This window comes from Vibrio albus (assembly GCF_003144035.1).
Lineage (GTDB): Bacteria > Pseudomonadota > Gammaproteobacteria > Enterobacterales > Vibrionaceae > Vibrio > Vibrio albus.
On record NZ_QFWT01000015.1, the window covers coordinates 14,460 to 32,264 of the forward strand.

Here is a 17,805-nt window from a genome sequence, read left to right on the forward strand (position 1 = left end):
AAAGATGTCGAAAAGCATAAACTCTGTCGTGGCGAGCGTCACACAGAGTATTCAAGAGCGCAGTAAAGCCAGCCGTAAAGCCTACCTGGACAACATCGAAACACTGGCAGCACAGGGAAAACAACGGGCCCACTTGTCCTGCGGTAACCTGGCACATGGCGTCGCAGCCTGCTCTTCATCAGAGAAAAAGAGCATTCTGGATTTCACTAAGGTCAATCTGGGCATTATCACCGCTTATAACGATATGGTCAGTGCCCACCAGCCTTATGTGGATTATCCGGATCAGATCAAAGCGGCTCTGGCAGAGACTGGTCACACCGCACAGGTCGCCGGTGGCGTACCAGCCATGTGTGATGGGGTGACCCAGGGGAATCCGGGCATGGAACTGTCCCTGTATTCTCGGGATTTAATCGCTCAATCTACAGCGCTGTCTCTCAGTCATAACACCTTTGACGGCACTCTGCTGCTGAGTGTGTGTGACAAAATCGCTCCCGGCCAGCTGATGGGTGCGCTCGCGTTTGGCCATATGCCGGCTGCTTTTGTCCCGACCGGACCGATGGCAACCGGCATCAGTAACGATGAAAAGGTTTCAATCCGGCAGAAATTTGTTGCCGGTGAGGTGGATAAAGCCGCTCTTCTGGATATGGAATGCCGGGCGTATCACTCCCCGGGTACCTGTACGTTCTACGGTACCGCCAACTCCAACCAGTTGGTGCTGGAGGCCATGGGGCTGATGCTGCCGGGCTCGGCGTTTATTCCGCCGACCGACCCGCTGCGTCAGGCACTGACTGATAAAATCACCACCCATATTGCTTCCGTCAGCACCAGCAACCACAGCGATAAAGCTTTGGCGCACGTGATGGATGAAAAATCAGTGGTCAACGGGCTGGTGGCTCTGCTGGCTTCCGGCGGCAGTACTAACCACACCATTCACCTGCTGGCTGTTGCCCGTGCCGCCGGATGGATGGTCACCTGGGATGATCTGGATGCCCTGTCTGATGTGATCCCTCTGCTGGTGAAAATGTACCCGAACGGCTCTGCCGATATCAACGCCTTCCAGCAGGCGGGTGGCGTGTCCACCTTAATGCGTACCCTGAGCCAGCGCGGACTTATCTGGATGGATGCCAACCCGGTGTACGGCACGATGGAAGATTACCTGACGGCACCTTATCTGGATGAAGACGGTCAGTTAGCGTTTACACCGGCGCAGCCTACTGCGGATCCAAACGTCATTGCCGCTGATGACGCTTGTTTCAGCACACAGGGCGGGCTGAAGCTCCTGTCCGGCAACCTTGGGCGCGGTGTGATGAAAGTCAGTGCCGTTGCAGAGGAACACCGCTATGTCAAAGCACCGGCCAGGGTATTCAACTCCCAGCACGATGTTGAATCGGCTTATAAACAGGGTGAGCTGACAGAGGATACGGTTATCGTGGTCCGTCATAACGGCCCGGCCGCCAACGGCATGCCTGAACTGCACAAACTGATGCCGATCATGGGGAACCTGATGAAACAAGGTCTGCAGGTCGCACTCGTCACCGACGGCCGGCTTTCAGGCGCGTCCGGTAAAGTACCCGCGGTGATTCATATGACGCCGGAAGCAAGCCGGGGAGGCCTGCTGGCGAAACTCAAAGATGGGGATGAAATCGAAGTTGATGGTCTGACCGGCACCATTCAAGTAGTCACCGACATTGAAAACCGTGAAGCGGAACCGGTCGATATCAGCAGCGATCATATCGGCTACGGACGAGAACTGTTTGGCATCTTCCATCAGAGCATATCCAGTGCCGAAGAAGGCGCAACGATTTTTTAATGACATACAACAGAACTTATTATTAGGATTAACGATGAACTGGACTCTATCTCCACAACAAGTTTTTGCGACTTCCCCCATCGTACCAGTGATGGTCATCAAACGGGTTGAAGATGCCGTACCGCTGGCTAAGGCTCTGTCAGCCGGTGGTATTAATGTGTTTGAAATCACTCTGCGTACTGACGCTGCACTGGAGGCGATCCAGGCGATTGCCACTGCGCTTCCCGATGCCATGACCGGAGCTGGAACCGTGCTGACCCCGAATCAGTATGACGCTGCCGTCGAAGCCGGTGCAAAATTTATCATCTCGCCGGGAGCGAGTACCCGCTTATTGGAACACGCAGCTAAGCAGTCCGTTCCTCTTATTCCGGGGGTATCGACCGCCACGGAAATCATGAATGCGATGGATCTCGGTTATGACCATCTGAAATTCTTCCCGGCGGAAGCCAGCGGAGGAGCCAGTGCCCTCAAAGCGATTTCAGCCCCGCTGCCACAGGTCAGCTTCTGTCCGACTGGTGGTGTGAATGTGAATAACCTGGCTGACTATCAGGCACTCGACTGCGTGAAAACCGTTGGCGGAACCTGGATGATCCCGGCTGAAGCCATAGATAGTCAGGACTGGGACCGTATTACCGAACTGACGAAAGCCGCTCTGGCTGCCGCCAGTAACTAAGGGATGAGGTCAATGATACCATTGCCGGCAGGAAGTCGTTGCCGGGAGTGGTATCCTTAACATTGTCATTCAATTGACATACTATTAGCGCCTTGGAATAGAAATAATGCGTTAGATAATATATGGAAAGAAACCGAGTATGATCGTCAAAAAGCAACGTCCTACACTACAAAACATTGCGGATCAGGTTGGAGTCACCAAAATGACCGTCAGCCGTTATCTCCGTGATCCGGAAAAAGTGTCTAAAGCGGTAGGGGAAAAAATTGCTCAGGCGGTGGAAGAACTCGGCTATATTCCCAACCGGGCTCCGGATATTCTGTCTAAAGCCAAAAGCTATTCCATTGGCGTACTGCTCCCCTCTCTGACCAACCAGGTCTTTGCGGAAGTGCTGCGCGGTATTGAAACCGTTATTGAACCTCAAGGCTATCAGGCGATGCTGGCTCACTACGGCTATAGTAAACGCACCGAAGAAAAACGCATCGAAACCATGCTCTCGTACAATGTGGAAGGTATCATCCTGTCGGAAAGCTACCACACGGAACGGGCGAAACGTATGCTGAAATCGACCGGTATTCCGGTAGTAGAAATGATGGATTCGGCCTCTCCTCCCCTGCAGCAGGCAGTCGGCTTTGATAATATTAAAGCCAGCCGGGAAATGACTGAACAACTGATAGCCAAAGGTCGCAAGCATATTGTTTATCTGGCCGCGCGGATGGATGAACGCACCAAGCAGAAAATTACCGGTTTTGAGCAGGCCATGAATGCAGCGGGACTCACGCCTAATGTAGTCAGTACCAAAACTGCCTCTTCCTATACGGTCGGCTCAGAACTGACCCACCTTGCCAGAGAAAAGTATCCGCACATGGATGGTATCTACTGTACCAACGATGACCTGGCTATCGGTGCGTTGTTCGAATGTCAGCGTTTGGGACTGAAAGTACCGGAAGATATCTCCATTGCTGGTTTCCATGGCCATGATATTACATCTGTCGTCAATCCAACGCTGGCAACCGTGATCACGCCACGTGAAGAGATGGGAACCATCGCTGCAGAGCAGCTGCTGCACCGAATCACCCATCCCGGAGAAAAAATTCAAAATAAGATTATCGAATTGCCAACCCAGATCTATTTTGGGGAAAGCCTTTAAGGAAGCTAACCCACCAAGCCGGTATCGAACACAGACACGCATAAATCCTTACCTGGATCTCCGCCGCGCCATCTATGGCGCAGAGGGTCTGCTTATCGATACCGACTTGATGCCTTGCAGTAATATCATTCAGATAACGTTAAGGTTATCTCAATAAAAGCAAAAAGAGCGCCTAACACAGGCGCTCTTGTTCACTCATCTGACTCTCTGGTCAGGCTGCTTCGGGTCAGTTAACTACTTTCCCTCAAGCAGGTTTCCACTGTTAATCGCGATTTTCCGAGGCTGCATGGCTTCAGGGATTTCGCGCTCTAAATCAACATGCAGCAGACCATTTTCCATGGTTGCTCCAATCACTTTGACGTAATCCGCTAACTGGAACTTACGCTCAAAGTTGCGCTCAGCAATACCCTGATAGACGTACTTTCTGTCTTCGTCTGATTTATGCTCACCACGAACAATCAGTACATTCTCTTTCTGAGTAATATCCAGCTGTTCTTCGGCAAAACCCGCAACCGCCATAGTAATGCGGTACTTATTCTCGTCCTTCTGCTCGATGTTGTATGGTGGGTAGCCATTGGATGCGTTTTTCGCCGATCCTGCTTCCATCATGTCAAACAGACGATCAAAGCCGATTGCGTTACGATATAGTGGTGTGAAATCTACAGTTCTCATGGTGCTATCCTCATAAATAAGCAATAGCCTTAAACTGACCCTTTCTCGCGGGCGTTTAAGGTAATTAGCTCAAACATTCCTTACCGGACATGCCTGTCTAATTTGCGTTTACATTGTGTGCTTTCCTTTATGTTTGTCGCGACGGCGACCAAACAGGACAAGCGGTTCCGGGGCCCATTTGGCATCCCCTTCACTATTAATATAGGTCTGCAATCTCGGCTTTCAAGGGGGAAAATCAAAAAATTTTTCCCTACATTTCTCTTAATAAAAAAAGCACCACCCGAAGGTAGTGCTTAAAATAATCGATGAAAAATAGACGATTACACGTCCAGGTTAGCCACTTTCAGGGCGTTATCTTCGATAAAGTGACGACGAGGCTCAACCTGGTCACCCATCAGGGTAGTGAACAGCTGATCGGCACCAACAGCATCATCAATCGTCACCTGCATCATACGGCGAGTTTCAGGGTCCATGGTGGTTTCCCACAGCTGATCCGGGTTCATCTCACCCAGACCTTTGTAGCGCTGACGGCTCAGGCCACGACGAGATTCCTTAACCAGCCAGCTCAGGGCATCAGCAAAACTGCTAACCAGTTGAGTACGCTCACCACGTTTGATGTAAGCGCCCTCTTCCAGCAGACCATCAAGAGCTTCTGACAAGTCAGCCAGACGGCCATATTCTTTAGAGCCCAGCATGTCGACGCCCAGAACATAGTCATGTTCAACACCATGGGTACGCACAATAAATTTCGCCAGGCTGACATTCAACTCTGCGTGTTTTTCAACTTCAAAGCTGTACTGGCTCGCCCCGGTTTCCTTCGTATTCAGCTGCTCAACCAGACGGCTAGCCCAAGCTTCAACCGCAGCCTCATCATGGCACATTTCCGCCGTTAGGCGAGGCACATAAATCAATTCATGCACCAATGCTTTCGGGTAACCACGGCTCATGCGATCCACCAGCTTCATACCGGCATTATACTGCTGAACCAGTTTTTCCAGGGCTTCGCCGGTAAAGGCTGGCGCTTCAGGGTTAACATGCAGAGAGGCATTATCCAGAGCCAGAGAAATTTCATACTGCTCCATCGCATCTTCATCTTTGATGTACTGTTCCTGCTTACCTTTCTTCACTTTATATAGCGGTGGCTGAGCAATATAAATATAACCACGCTCGATAAGTTCCGGCATTTGACGATAGAAGAAGGTCAGCAACAGGGTACGGATGTGAGAACCATCCACATCGGCATCGGTCATGATAATGATGTTGTGGTAACGCAGTTTGTCCGGGTTGTATTCGTCCCGGCCGATACCACAGCCCAGAGCCGTGATCAGCGTTGCCACTTCCTGAGAAGACAGCATCTTGTCAAAGCGGGCTTTCTCAACGTTCAGGATCTTACCTTTCAGCGGCAGAATAGCCTGATTCTTACGGTTACGTCCCTGCTTGGCTGAACCGCCAGCAGAGTCCCCTTCCACAATATACAGTTCGGACAGCGCCGGATCTTTTTCCTGACAGTCCGCCAGTTTACCCGGCAGACCTGCAAGGTCCAGAGCACCTTTACGGCGGGTCATTTCACGGGCTTTACGCGCCGCTTCACGGGCACGGGCAGCATCGATAATTTTAGAACAAACAATCTTAGCTTCGTTCGGGTTTTCCACCAAGAACTCAGACAGCTTCTCACCCATCGCGGATTCAACAGCAGATTTCACTTCTGAAGAAACCAGCTTGTCTTTAGTCTGGCTGGAAAATTTAGGATCAGGAACCTTAACCGATACCACTGCCGTCAGACCTTCACGGGCATCATCACCAGACGTCGACGCTTTCGCCTTCTTGGAGAAACCTTCTTTGTCCATAAAATTATTCAGCGTACGGGTCAGCGCCGCACGGAAACCCGCCAAGTGAGTACCACCATCACGCTGAGGAATGTTATTGGTGTAGCAGTAGATATTTTCCTGGAAACCGTCGTTCCATTGCATCGCCACTTCCACCGCAATACCGTCTTCTTCACGTTCGAAATCGAAATGGAAGATCTTCTGATGAATCGGGGTCTTGTTCACATTCAGGTGTTCAACGAAAGCCTGAATGCCCCCTTCAAACATAAAGTGATCCTGCTTATCCGCTTCACGTTCATCCACCAGATTAATGGATACCCCAGAGTTCAGGAAAGAAAGTTCACGCAGACGTTTCGCCAGAATTTCGTAGTGGAATTCGATATTGGTAAAGGTCTCTTCACTCGGCCAGAAACGAATGGTCGTACCGGTTTTATCGGTCTCGCCAATCACCTTTAGCGGTTCTTCCGGCTCACCATGGCGGTAGGTTTGAGTATGAATAGAACCACCACGGTGAATAGTCAGAGTGACCTTTTCAGACAGGGCGTTTACTACCGACACACCCACGCCGTGCAGGCCGCCAGAAACCTTGTATGAGTTATCATCGAACTTACCACCTGCGTGTAGTACGGTCATGATAACTTCCGCTGCCGAGACCTGCTCTTCTTCGTGCATTTCTGTCGGAATGCCACGTCCGTCATCCTGAACGGATACCGAGTTATCTTCATGGATAGTCACAATGATGTCGTTACAGTGGCCAGCCAACGCTTCATCGATGGAGTTATCCACAACCTCGAATACCATATGGTGAAGACCGGTACCATCATCCGTGTCGCCGATGTACATCCCCGGACGCTTACGTACTGCGTCCAGACCTTTCAGTACCTTAATACTCGATGAATCGTAATTTTCCGCCATGAGTTACTCTCTCATTAGTTATCCTTGCTCTATTTTGCCATGTTCCACATGAAACATCCTGCTATTTTTGTCTTGCATATCTGCAACTTGACTAGCAGTAATAGAGCTTACAAAAACCTGTGCCCCCGTCTGTTTTAAGCAGCTTGCTAACCGCTCACGACGTTGACTGTCTAATTCTGATGCAAAGTCATCTATCAGATAGATACATTGCTTTCCGGTCACCTGAGTTAAATGTTGTCCCTGCGCTACCCGCAGTGCACACACCATTAACTTAAGCTGACCACGAGACAACACATCTTCCACCGGAGTGCCGTTCACTTTGATTCTGAGATCGGCTTTATTAGGTCCACTGAATGTGTAACCAAGATGCTGGTCTCTCTCGAAATTATTTTCAAGGATGTCCCGGTATGGGGTGGTTTTATCCCAGCCACGATAATACGTAAGCTGAATATCGAACTCCGGGAGAAAATGTCGGCAGATGTCTTCTGCTACCCCTTTAACCTGCTCAACATAATGAGCACGCCAGTGACTGATATTTTCTGCCAGCTCGGCCAGTTCCCGGTCCCAGTAACTCAGTTCCCGGTAACTGTGGGCATTTTTCAGCAGAGCATTCCGTTGTTTATTCAGCCGTTTCAGCCGGTTCCAGGCATCATAAAACTGCGGTTCGGTATGAAATACCCCCCAGTCAATAAATGCCCGTCGGTGTTTCGGCCCATCAGTCAACAGGTCAAAGCCTTCCGGATGGATCAACTGCAGAGGCAGCACCTGTGCCAACTGAGATATCTTTTGCCCGGACTGACCGCCTATTTTAACCTCTGTAGAGCCATCGCGCTGTTTATTTATGCCAACAGGCAGCTCAAATTGATCCGGGTTCAAAAAACGGCCGTGAACGAACAGCTCATTACATTCATTCTGGATAATACGTCCAGTCAGAGAGCTCTTAAAAGAACGACCATGTCCCAGCAGATAAATGGCTTCAAGCACACTGGTTTTTCCGCTGCCATTCGGGCCGATAAGAAAATTAAAGCCTGATGACAGTTCAATATCACAGGCTTTAATATTGCGAAATTGCTGAACGATTAAGCGTGTCAGAGGCATGAGTCTCGCCTGATCTTACAGTCGGATCGGCATAACCACATACATGGCACTGTCATCAGCGGCGTTTTCAATCAGGGCACTGGCATTTGCATCCGACATAGATACCCGCACTGTGTCACATTTCAGGGTATTCAGCACATCCAGCACATAACTGACGTTAAAGCCGATTTCCAGCTCTTCCCCCTCAAAGCTGACATCCAGCATCTCTTCCGCTTCTTCCTGTTCCGGGTTATTGGCGGTAATACGCATTTCACTGCCATCAAGATTCACCCTCACGCCACGGAATTTTTCATTGGACAAGATGGCTGCCCGGGAAAAAGCCTGACGCAGACCTTCACACCCGGCTTCCAGCGTTTTGTTGGTATTCTGTGGCAGTACCCGGCGGTAATCCGGAAAACGACCGTCTACCAGCTTAGACGTAAAGATAAAATTGTTTACATCCGCACGCAGATTCGACTGACCAATCTGCAATGTCACGGGATTTTCCGGAGCGTCCAGCAAACGCACCAGCTCCTGAATACCTTTACGCGGTACGATGACCTGCTGAGAATCCGGCACCGCTTCAAGAGTCATCTGTGCCACCGCCATACGGTGGCCGTCGGTAGCGACAGAACGCAAAGTATTGCCGTCAATCTCAAACAGCATACCATTCAGGTAATAACGTACATCCTGATTGGCCATAGAGAACTGAGTTTTTTCAATCAGACCCCGTAACTGAGCCTGAGTGACGGTAATTTCCAGTTCACTCTGCCAGTCTTCGATATTAGGGAAGTCATTTGCCGGCAGGGTCGCCAGTGAAAAGCGACTGCGTCCGGAACGAACCTGAACCCGATCCCCTTCCAGAATCACCGTTATAACGGCCTCATCGGGCAGTCCACGACAGATATCGAGAAACTTACGCGAAGGAACGGTAATACTACCGGCTTCTGAATCCCCTTCCAGACTAAGTCGGGCAACCAGCTCAACTTCCAGATCGGTGGCCGTCATGGTCAGGGTATTATTGTCGACTTTCAGCAGCAGGTTACCCAGTATAGGTAAGGTCGGACGCCCGCCCAGAGCACCGGACACCTGTTGCAGAGGCTTAAGTAATTGACTGCGCGCAATAGTAAATTTCATAGTTGTCTCTTAGTGATTTGTCACAATCAGTCATTAAGAAGAAAGGGTGCGGATCAAATTAGAATAATCTTCTTTGATATCGTGACTCTCTTCACGCAGTTGATCGATCTTACGACAGGCGTGCAGCACTGTAGTATGGTCACGACCACCAAAAGCATCACCAATTTCTGGCAGACTATGGTTGGTCAGCTCTTTCGCCAGAGCCATCGCCAACTGGCGAGGACGCGCGACAGAACGGGAACGACGCTTGGACAGCAAGTCCGCGACCTTAATTTTATAATATTCAGCCACCGTTTTCTGAATATTATCGATAGTGACCAGCTTTTCCTGCAGTGCGAGCAGATCCCGAAGTGCCTCACGTACGAAATCAATGGTAATAGGACGGCCGGTAAAGTTAGCATTGGCGATCACACGGTTCAGTGCACCTTCCAGCTCACGTACGTTTGAACGCAGACGCTTAGCGATAAAAAATGCGACTTCATCCGCCAGATGGATCTGGTGGTCTTCCGCTTTTTTCATCAGAATCGCTACCCGGGTTTCCAGTTCCGGTGGCTCAATCGCGACCGTCAGCCCCCAGCCAAAGCGAGACTTAAGACGGTCTTCCACCCCATTGATTTCTTTCGGGTAACGGTCAGAAGTCAGGATGATCTGTTGGTTGCCTTCCAGCAATGCATTAAAGGTATGGAAAAACTCTTCCTGAGAGCGCTCTTTATTAGCAAAAAACTGAATATCATCGATCAGCAGAGCGTCAACGCTACGGTAATAACGCTTAAATTCTTCGATGGCATTGTTCTGCAACGCTTTCACCATATCCTGAACAAAACGCTCCGAATGCATATACACCACTTTGGCATTCGGCTTATTATCCACTATCGCGTTGCCAACCGCATGCAACAGGTGGGTTTTACCCAGACCGGTACCGCCATAAAGAAAGAGAGGGTTATAAGCTGCACCCGGATTATCCGCGACCTGACGAGCCGCAGCCAGCCCCAACTGGTTCGACTTACCTTCAACAAAATTGTTGAACTTATGCTTAGGGTTCACGTTGGAACGGTGATTAATATTCACGACCTCGGATTCATCATCCCAGGTTTTGTGGACCGGTCTCTGTGCCTGCAGGCGCGCGGGCGCGGAAGATTCCGCCGCCACATCCGCTGGGGTCTTCTTTGGAACCTGAGCAGCAGGCTGTGTCGGACGACTGCCGACTTCAAAACGCAGATTAGGGATATCTGAACCGCAAAATTCCTGCAACAGACGAGTGATGCTATTCAGATATTTGTCACGCACCCAGTCCAGTACAAAACGGTTGGGGGCAAATAACGTCAGGGTGTTGTCATTGAGCTCCGCCTGTAACGGTCTGACCCACATGCTGAATTCTGTAGCTGGTAGCTCTTCCTGAAGCTGTTGCAGACATTGCAACCAAAGCGAAGATGACACGGTGCCCCCACTATTAACGCTGTTTGTTTTGAAAAGGTGGACAATTTTAACGCCAGTAGAGCAAGATCGCCAGTAAATGATCACCGATCCAGTGAATAAGATCCAAGTTATTCACAAAATTTCACCAGACTATCAGGGGATCTTCGTTTTTTTCCCCAATGATATACACAAAATAACAGGATATGTGATCACGACAACCCCATATAGCCCATGAATTAAGCAGGAAGTGATCATTTACAGGCACCAACTTATCCACAATATATGCGCTATATATACAGACATTATTCATCAAATGGACTATACATACCTGAAACGGGTTAGATGCGGAGAACCGGCTCTATAAATCGCCGGTTCTTAAATCTCCTGAATAAAGAAGCATCCGATCAGGTTCGGATATGAGATATCACCCCGTTTAATTCTTCAACATTCCTCTGTAATTCAGTAATAATAGGATCAAGCTGATTAACCGCCTGATTCATATCCGTCGACAGGTTCATAATATTGGTGATATTACCGGATATCTCCCCGCTCACCTGCAGCTGTTCTTCTGTCGCTGCCGCCACGGAGGTATTCAGCTTGTGGATCTCTGCCGCCGAGCCCTGGATGGTATTCAGCGCTTCATCAGCGGCCCCCATATTGCTCCGGGTGGACTGCATTTTCTCCGCACTTTTCTGAATGGTCTGGGTAGATAGCTGCGCTTTCTCCTGCAGGGTCAGAATGATGCCCTCTATTTCTCCGGTCGAATCCTGCGTTCTCTGCGCCAGTGAGCGCACTTCATCGGCCACCACGGCAAAACCCCGTCCCTGCTCTCCGGCCCGGGCCGCTTCTATAGCCGCATTCAGTGCCAGCAGGTTGGTCTGCTCAGCAATCGCCTTAATCACATCCAGCACATTGCCGACATTCGCCGACTCATCCGCCAGTTGCTGAATGATTTCCGAGGTATTTGTAAATTCGCCTTCCAGCTGCATAAACTCATCACGGGTCCGGTCAAACATCTGTTTACTTTTGACCGCTTCCTGCTCAGCGCTGCCGGCATACTGTTCAGCCACATTGGTGCTTTCCGAGACGTTCGACATCGCCGTGGTCATCTCTTCCATCGCCGTGGCCGCCATTTCCATTTCCTGGCTCTGCTGACCGGACATGGAAATATTCTTGTGGCTGATCCCCTGAATGGTTTCAGAAATTGCATGGATGGTGGTATTTACCTGATTGATTTTGCCGATGGTATTGCCGTAACTGTCCAGTACCCTATTGATGCTGGCCCCGATGATCCCCAGTTCATTATGACCGTTATCATCTACCCGCAGGGTCAGGTTGGAATCGGAGTCCACCTGCTGCAGTACCCCTACCATCTTATTGATAGGTTTCACCACCTTACGGTTGACAATCACATACCCGGCGATGGCAAGCACAAAAACAGTGATCAAAGAGGCGTTGCCTACCAGCACCGTGGTCAGTACGTCTTCAGCTGCGGCATCAAACTGCCTGGCTGTGCGCTGCTCCAGATGGTTAAAGAACTTGTCGATGGGAGCCATGATCTTGGCTTTTTCTTGGTGATAAGCCTTACTGTGCAACAGCTGAGCCGCCATCTCCCGGTCAGGCTCGCCACGCACGGTGTAGTTACCGTTGCTGTCAGGATACAGGCCTTTCACTGCGTTCATGGCTTTGACTTCCATATTCACCAGGGCATCGGAGTTCTGCTGTGCCTGCTTCAGCAAGCGGAATTCATCCTGAGTAAAGCCCAGCTCTTTCATCATGTCATGCAGCGCCACTCTTTTGCCGTCCGGTTTGGGCTTCTGCCCATAGTTCAGCACCAGATCCCAGTAGATGCTGTGGTAATTTTCCGGACGGGCCAGCTCACCGTTACGGATCGCCAGGATATCCATGTACATTTTTTCGTAGTCACTATTGCCGGTCAGCACATAGGTACGGCCAAGGCGGGTAAGATCGTCAGAACTCTGCCTGAGTTCGTCTGCGGTCTGATAAGACTGATAACGGATCTGAGCTGTCTCATCGACATGCTGCAGTAATCCGTTCAGTTGAAGAACAGTTGCGATACTAATAATGATACCGCCGCCGATCACAATGAAAACCAGTTTCATCATATTGTCGATTTTCATACTCTAAGCTCCTGGTGGACTCCGGTATTCAGAATGAGCCTTTCCTCCTTCATCCTCCGGAATAAGTTAAATAACATATTGATTTATTTAAGATAGCCACACTGAGAAGCGTTATATGATCAGGCGCACCGCTTGCTGTTTATCCAGTTCTAGTCCGGTACCCGTCAACTCGTTTACTGATAATTTTACTAGTATTTCCAGAAAACACTTAGTTTATATCGCAAAAAAAGTGTTACGTAATTCAAAAAACAGACAGAAAAAAGTCACAAGATATACACAGAAACACACATAAAAGCCAAGATCATGGCTAAATAATTTTCAAGGTAAATTTAGATCCTAGCCTGATGACAAAAGATCCTTGAGATTTACATCACACCCCGTATAATCCGTCGGCCGGAATTATCGTTAGACCCATTATTGACTATTCGTTAGTCTGTGATTACAATTCCGCCTCTTTGTTGAGAGGCGTCGGTTTTTCTCTCCCTCTGTTTATATAGAGAGACTAAAGAGAAGGATGCCCACGCCGGGTTTAACAAAAACCTAAAAACTACTGATCAGTAAAGGTATTAACCATGAAACGCACTTTTCAACCTTCAGTTCTAAAGCGTAAACGTACTCACGGTTTCCGTGCACGTATGGCGACAAAGAACGGTCGTAAAGTAATTAATGCACGTCGTGCGAAAGGCCGTAAGCGCCTGTCAAAATAATTCGCGATTATTTTGACTAAGTACGCGTTCAATCGGGAGTTACGTCTGCTAACTCCCGAGCATTACCAAACTGTCTTCCAGCAAGCTCACAGTGCTGGCTCCCCTCATTTTACTATCATTGCCAGAAACAATTCTCTTTCGCATCCCCGTTTAGGTTTAGCCGTTCCGAAAAAACAGATAAAAACCGCTGTTGGCCGTAACCGGTTTAAACGACTTGCCAGAGAAAGCTTCCGCAATAAACAGCATCAGCTCCCTCACAAAGATTTTGTTGTTATTGCCAAGAAAAGCGCGCAGAATTTGAGCAATGAAGAAATATTCAAGCTATTTGATAAATTATGGCGTCGCCTCTCTCGCCCTTCACGTGGCTAGCTATCGGGCTCATCAATATTTACCGATGGGTGATAAGTCCTCTTATCGGCCCGCGCTGCCGCTTTACTCCAACCTGTTCTCAATATGCAATAGAAGCGTTAAAAGCTCACGGTTTTGTAAAAGGGTGTTGGTTATCTGCCAAACGTCTATTAAAATGCCATCCTTTGAATGAAGGGGGATTTGACCCCGTTCCACCAATAGAAAAAACGGACAGAGATAAATAACGATGGATTCTCAACGTAATATCCTGCTTCTGGCTCTTGCTCTGGTTTCTTTCCTGCTGTATCAACAGTGGCAGGTTGAGACCAATCCTGAGTATCAGAATACAGAGCAACAACAAGCACAAACCAGCAGTACTTTGCCGGCAGCGTCTGCGACGGATGAACTAGACCCAGCGCCACAACACAACACTTCGGCTAAAATTGTCACAGTAAAAACCGATGTGCTCACTCTGTCGATTGACACTTTCGGTGGTGATGTGGTGATGGCGCAACTTAACCAGTACGCTAAAGAAGAAAACTCAGACACGCCATTTACTCTTCTGAAAAACAGTTCAGAACATATGTATATTGCTCAGAGTGGTCTGGTTGGTCCTCAGGGGATTGATTTAAGCAGCAACAGCCGCCCGGTTTATCAAGCAGCGGCTGACAGCTATACCCTTGCTGATGATCAGAGCGAACTACGCATCCCTTTCACTTACACAGCTAATGGCATTCAGTACACCAAAACATTCGTACTGAAGCGCGGTGAATACGATATTGACGTTGTCTACTCCGTTAATAACCAGTCCGGTAGCAGTGCCACTCTGGGTATGTATGCTCACCTGCGTCAGAATGTCGTTGATGCTGGTGGTAGCCTGGCCATGCCGACTTACCGCGGCGGTGCCTACTCAACCCATGAAACCCGCTATAAAAAGTACAGCTTTGACGATATGCAGGAACGTAACCTGGCTTTGAACCTGCCAGATGGCGAAGGTTGGGTTGGTATGCTGGAGCACTATTTCGCGACAGCATGGGTTCCGCGTAATGCATCAGGCTCAAGCCTGTATACCCGTATTATCGGCAATGTCGGTGATATCGGTGTCCGTATACCAAATAAAACCATTGCTAACGGTGAAACCGGTACATTTACCGCCACACTGTGGGCAGGCCCAAAACTTCAGACACAAATGGCAAAAGTCGCGCCAAACCTGGATCTGGTAGTGGACTACGGCTGGCTATGGTTCATTGCTAAGCCTCTTCACTGGTTACTGTCAATTATCCAAGGCATTGTCGTAAACTGGGGTGTGGCCATCATGATCCTGACCTTTATTGTCCGTGGTGCTATGTACCCGCTGACTAAAGCTCAGTACACCTCAATGGCAAAAATGCGTATGCTGCAGCCTAAGCTGCAAGCGATGCGTGAGCGTATCGGTGATGACCGTCAGCGCATGAGCCAGGAAATGATGGAACTGTATAAGAAAGAGAAGGTAAACCCACTGGGTGGCTGCCTGCCTATCTTCCTGCAGATGCCTATCTTTATCGCACTGTACTGGTCCCTGATGGAATCGGTTGAGCTACGCCACTCACCATTCTTCGGCTGGATTACTGACCTGTCCGCTCAGGACCCATACTACATCCTGCCAATCCTGATGGGTGTCAGCATGTTTATGATCCAACGTATGAGCCCGACCACAGTAACGGATCCTATGCAGCAGAAGATAATGACCTTTATGCCGGTTATGTTCACTTTCTTCTTCCTGTTCTTCCCGTCAGGCCTGGTTCTGTACTGGCTGGTATCGAACGTGGTAACCCTTATCCAACAGACGCTTATTTATAAGAATCTGGAAAAGAAAGGCTTACACTCTAAGAAGTAACTGCCATATAAAAGCAGAAGAAAGGCGGCCGTAAGGTCGCCTTTTTGTTTTAGGCTGATTACAATTTAGCTAAGTAATGATTCAGACAGGAGGCAAGCCCCTCCTCTCTATATTGGTAACAGACATGACAACAGACACTATCGTAGCTCAAGCCACTGCACCTGGTAGGGGTGGTGTGGGTATTATCCGCGTTTCCGGCCCCAAAGCCGCTTTCGTGGCTCAGGAGGTCACAGGTAAGACCCTCCGTCCCCGTTACGCTGAATATCTGCCATTCAAAACAGAAGATGGTACTGAGCTGGATCAGGGGATTGCCCTGTATTTCCCTAACCCAAATTCGTTTACCGGGGAAGACGTACTGGAACTTCAGGGACACGGTGGACCTGTCGTAATGGATATGCTGATCAACCGTATCCTGCGAATTGACGGCCTCCGCCCTGCCCGTCCCGGTGAATTTTCGGAACGCGCATTCCTGAATGATAAGCTGGATCTGACACAGGCTGAGGCGATTGCCGATTTGATAGATGCCAGCTCAGAAGAAGCCGCGAAATCTGCGCTGAAATCTCTGCAAGGGCAATTCTCTAACCGGGTAAATACGCTGGTAGAATCACTGATCCATTTGCGGATATATGTTGAGGCAGCGATCGACTTTCCGGAAGAAGAAATCGATTTTCTTGCCGACGGTAAAGTGGCAGCCGATTTGCAGGCCATCATCGATAACCTGGATGCCGTGCGTAAAGAGGCTAATCAGGGAGCTATCATGCGAGAAGGCATGAAAGTGGTCATAGCTGGACGCCCGAATGCCGGAAAATCCAGCCTGCTCAATGCCCTGTCAGGTAAAGACTCTGCCATCGTGACCGATATTGCCGGAACCACCCGTGATGTCCTCAGAGAGCATATCCATATCGATGGTATGCCGCTGCATATTATCGACACGGCAGGTCTGCGTGATGCATCAGACGAAGTCGAACGTATTGGTATCGACCGGGCATGGGAAGAGATAGAACAGGCTGACCGGGTGCTGTTTATGGTCGACAGCACCACTACCAAGGCAACGGACCCGAAAGAGATATGGCCCGATTTTGTCGATCGTCTGCCAGACAACATGGGAATAACCGTGATCCGCAATAAAGCCGATCAAACCGGTGAAGAAAGCGGGATCTGCCACGTCAGCTCACCGACACTGATCCGATTGTCCGCAAAAACAGGCTCAGGAGTAGAATCACTGCGTCAGCACCTGAAAGAGTGTATGGGCTTTTCCGGCGGTAGCGAAGGTGGCTTTATGGCCCGCAGACGCCACCTGGATGCACTGGAACGTGCCGCAGAACATGTGAACACCGGTCAGCAACAGCTGGAAGGCTTTATGGCCGGAGAAATCCTGGCTGAAGAGCTGCGCCTTGCCCAGCAGCACCTGAACGAAATTACCGGGGAGTTCAGTTCCGATGACCTTCTGGGCAGAATATTTTCTTCATTCTGTATCGGCAAGTAAACCAAACAAGGCGGATATTCCGCCTTATTTTTTAGGAGAGAAGTATGATTCATATCATCACTGGCAGCACCCTGGGTGGTGCCGAGTATGTCGGCGATCACTTAAATGATCTGCTGCAGGAAAAAGGAATAGAAACACAGGTACATAACCAACCAGATTTCAATGACATTCCGGCAGAAGATACCTGGCTGATCATCACTTCAACCCATGGAGCTGGAGACTACCCGGAAAATATACAACCATTTATTAACGCTCTTCAGGACACTCCGCCAAGAACCGATAAGCTGAAATACGCCGTCATCGCTATCGGTGATTCAAGCTATGACACCTTCTGTGCTGCCGGTAAACACGCCTTTGAATTGCTCAGAGATATCGGCGCAACAGCAATTTCTGACTGTATGATGATTGATGTTCAGGAAAACCAGATCCCGGAAGAGCCTGCTGAAGCCTGGCTACTGGAAAACATCTCCAAGCTATAACTCCTCACAGGCGAAAACACCTACTCGCCTGTTCACCAACTACATATCTACTTGTTTTAATTAATAAAAACAAAGAAAAACAGACTTACTAACAA

At 49.3% G+C, this 17,805-nt stretch carries 15 protein-coding genes; 9 read left to right on the forward strand and 6 right to left on the reverse strand.

The window, feature by feature from the left end; genetic code table 11:
• Positions 1-4 precede the first annotated feature (4 nt).
• The 3 genes from edd (at position 5) to gntR (ending at position 3,630) form a co-directional block, all read left to right on the forward strand.
• Positions 5-1,810, forward strand: coding sequence for a phosphogluconate dehydratase (gene edd, locus DI392_RS18750; protein WP_181388467.1), 1,806 nt, complete (start codon positions 5-7; stop codon positions 1,808-1,810).
• A gap of 34 nt (positions 1,811-1,844) precedes the next feature.
• Positions 1,845-2,483 carry a bifunctional 4-hydroxy-2-oxoglutarate aldolase/2-dehydro-3-deoxy-phosphogluconate aldolase gene (locus tag DI392_RS18755; RefSeq protein WP_109321224.1) on the forward strand — a complete coding sequence of 213 codons (639 nt, stop codon included), beginning with the start codon at positions 1,845-1,847 and terminating at the stop codon, positions 2,481-2,483.
• A gap of 139 nt (positions 2,484-2,622) precedes the next feature.
• Positions 2,623-3,630 carry a gluconate operon transcriptional repressor GntR gene (gene gntR, locus DI392_RS18760; protein WP_109321225.1) on the forward strand — a complete coding sequence of 336 codons (1,008 nt, stop codon included), beginning with the start codon at positions 2,623-2,625 and terminating at the stop codon, positions 3,628-3,630.
• A 234-nt stretch (positions 3,631-3,864) separates the two neighbouring features.
• On the opposite strand, the gene DI392_RS18765 is transcribed toward gntR, so the two are convergent.
• The 6 genes from DI392_RS18765 to DI392_RS18790 all read right to left on the reverse strand — a co-directional run bounded on the left by DI392_RS18765 (position 3,865) and on the right by DI392_RS18790 (position 12,814).
• Positions 3,865-4,302, reverse strand: coding sequence for an Hsp20 family protein (locus DI392_RS18765; RefSeq protein WP_109321226.1), 438 nt, complete (start codon positions 4,300-4,302; stop codon positions 3,865-3,867).
• Positions 4,303-4,622: 320 nt separating this feature from the next.
• Positions 4,623-7,043 carry a DNA topoisomerase (ATP-hydrolyzing) subunit B gene (gene gyrB / locus DI392_RS18770; protein WP_109321227.1) on the reverse strand — a complete coding sequence of 807 codons (2,421 nt, stop codon included), beginning with the start codon at positions 7,041-7,043 and terminating at the stop codon, positions 4,623-4,625.
• A gap of 18 nt (positions 7,044-7,061) precedes the next feature.
• The gene (gene recF / locus DI392_RS18775; protein WP_109321228.1) at positions 7,062-8,141 is read right to left on the reverse strand and encodes a DNA replication/repair protein RecF; all 1,080 of its coding nucleotides are present in this window, start codon (positions 8,139-8,141) and stop codon (positions 7,062-7,064) included.
• Between the two features lie 15 nt (positions 8,142-8,156).
• Positions 8,157-9,257, reverse strand: coding sequence for a DNA polymerase III subunit beta (dnaN, locus tag DI392_RS18780; RefSeq protein WP_109321229.1), 1,101 nt, complete (start codon positions 9,255-9,257; stop codon positions 8,157-8,159).
• Positions 9,258-9,290: 33 nt separating this feature from the next.
• Positions 9,291-10,694 (reverse strand): chromosomal replication initiator protein DnaA, encoded by a 1,404-nt coding sequence (gene dnaA / locus DI392_RS18785; RefSeq protein ID WP_109321230.1) that lies wholly within the window; start codon positions 10,692-10,694, stop codon positions 9,291-9,293.
• A 383-nt stretch (positions 10,695-11,077) separates the two neighbouring features.
• On the reverse strand, positions 11,078-12,814 hold the full coding sequence (locus tag DI392_RS18790; RefSeq protein WP_109321231.1) for a methyl-accepting chemotaxis protein: 1,737 nt from the start codon (positions 12,812-12,814) through the stop codon (positions 11,078-11,080).
• Between the two features lie 572 nt (positions 12,815-13,386).
• Between DI392_RS18790 and rpmH the strand changes: the two genes are divergently transcribed.
• The 6 genes from rpmH (at position 13,387) to mioC (ending at position 17,710) form a co-directional block, all read left to right on the forward strand.
• On the forward strand, positions 13,387-13,521 hold the full coding sequence (rpmH, locus tag DI392_RS18795) for a 50S ribosomal protein L34 (protein ID WP_093278272.1): 135 nt from the start codon (positions 13,387-13,389) through the stop codon (positions 13,519-13,521).
• A 45-nt stretch (positions 13,522-13,566) separates the two neighbouring features.
• Positions 13,567-13,890 (forward strand): ribonuclease P protein component, encoded by a 324-nt coding sequence (rnpA, locus tag DI392_RS18800; protein ID WP_245884154.1) that lies wholly within the window; start codon positions 13,567-13,569, stop codon positions 13,888-13,890.
• Positions 13,857-14,114, forward strand: a complete 258-nt coding sequence (gene yidD / locus DI392_RS18805) for a membrane protein insertion efficiency factor YidD (RefSeq protein ID WP_109321233.1) — start codon at positions 13,857-13,859, stop codon at positions 14,112-14,114. The genes rnpA and yidD overlap by 34 nt, the downstream gene beginning before the upstream one ends.
• A 2-nt stretch (positions 14,115-14,116) precedes the next feature.
• On the forward strand, positions 14,117-15,745 hold the full coding sequence (gene yidC, locus DI392_RS18810; RefSeq protein ID WP_109321234.1) for a membrane protein insertase YidC: 1,629 nt from the start codon (positions 14,117-14,119) through the stop codon (positions 15,743-15,745).
• Positions 15,746-15,869: 124 nt separating this feature from the next.
• On the forward strand, positions 15,870-17,231 hold the full coding sequence (gene mnmE / locus DI392_RS18815; RefSeq protein ID WP_109321235.1) for a tRNA uridine-5-carboxymethylaminomethyl(34) synthesis GTPase MnmE: 1,362 nt from the start codon (positions 15,870-15,872) through the stop codon (positions 17,229-17,231).
• Positions 17,232-17,275: 44 nt separating this feature from the next.
• Positions 17,276-17,710, forward strand: coding sequence for an FMN-binding protein MioC (gene mioC, locus DI392_RS18820; RefSeq protein ID WP_109321236.1), 435 nt, complete (start codon positions 17,276-17,278; stop codon positions 17,708-17,710).
• Positions 17,711-17,805: the final 95 nt, after the last annotated feature.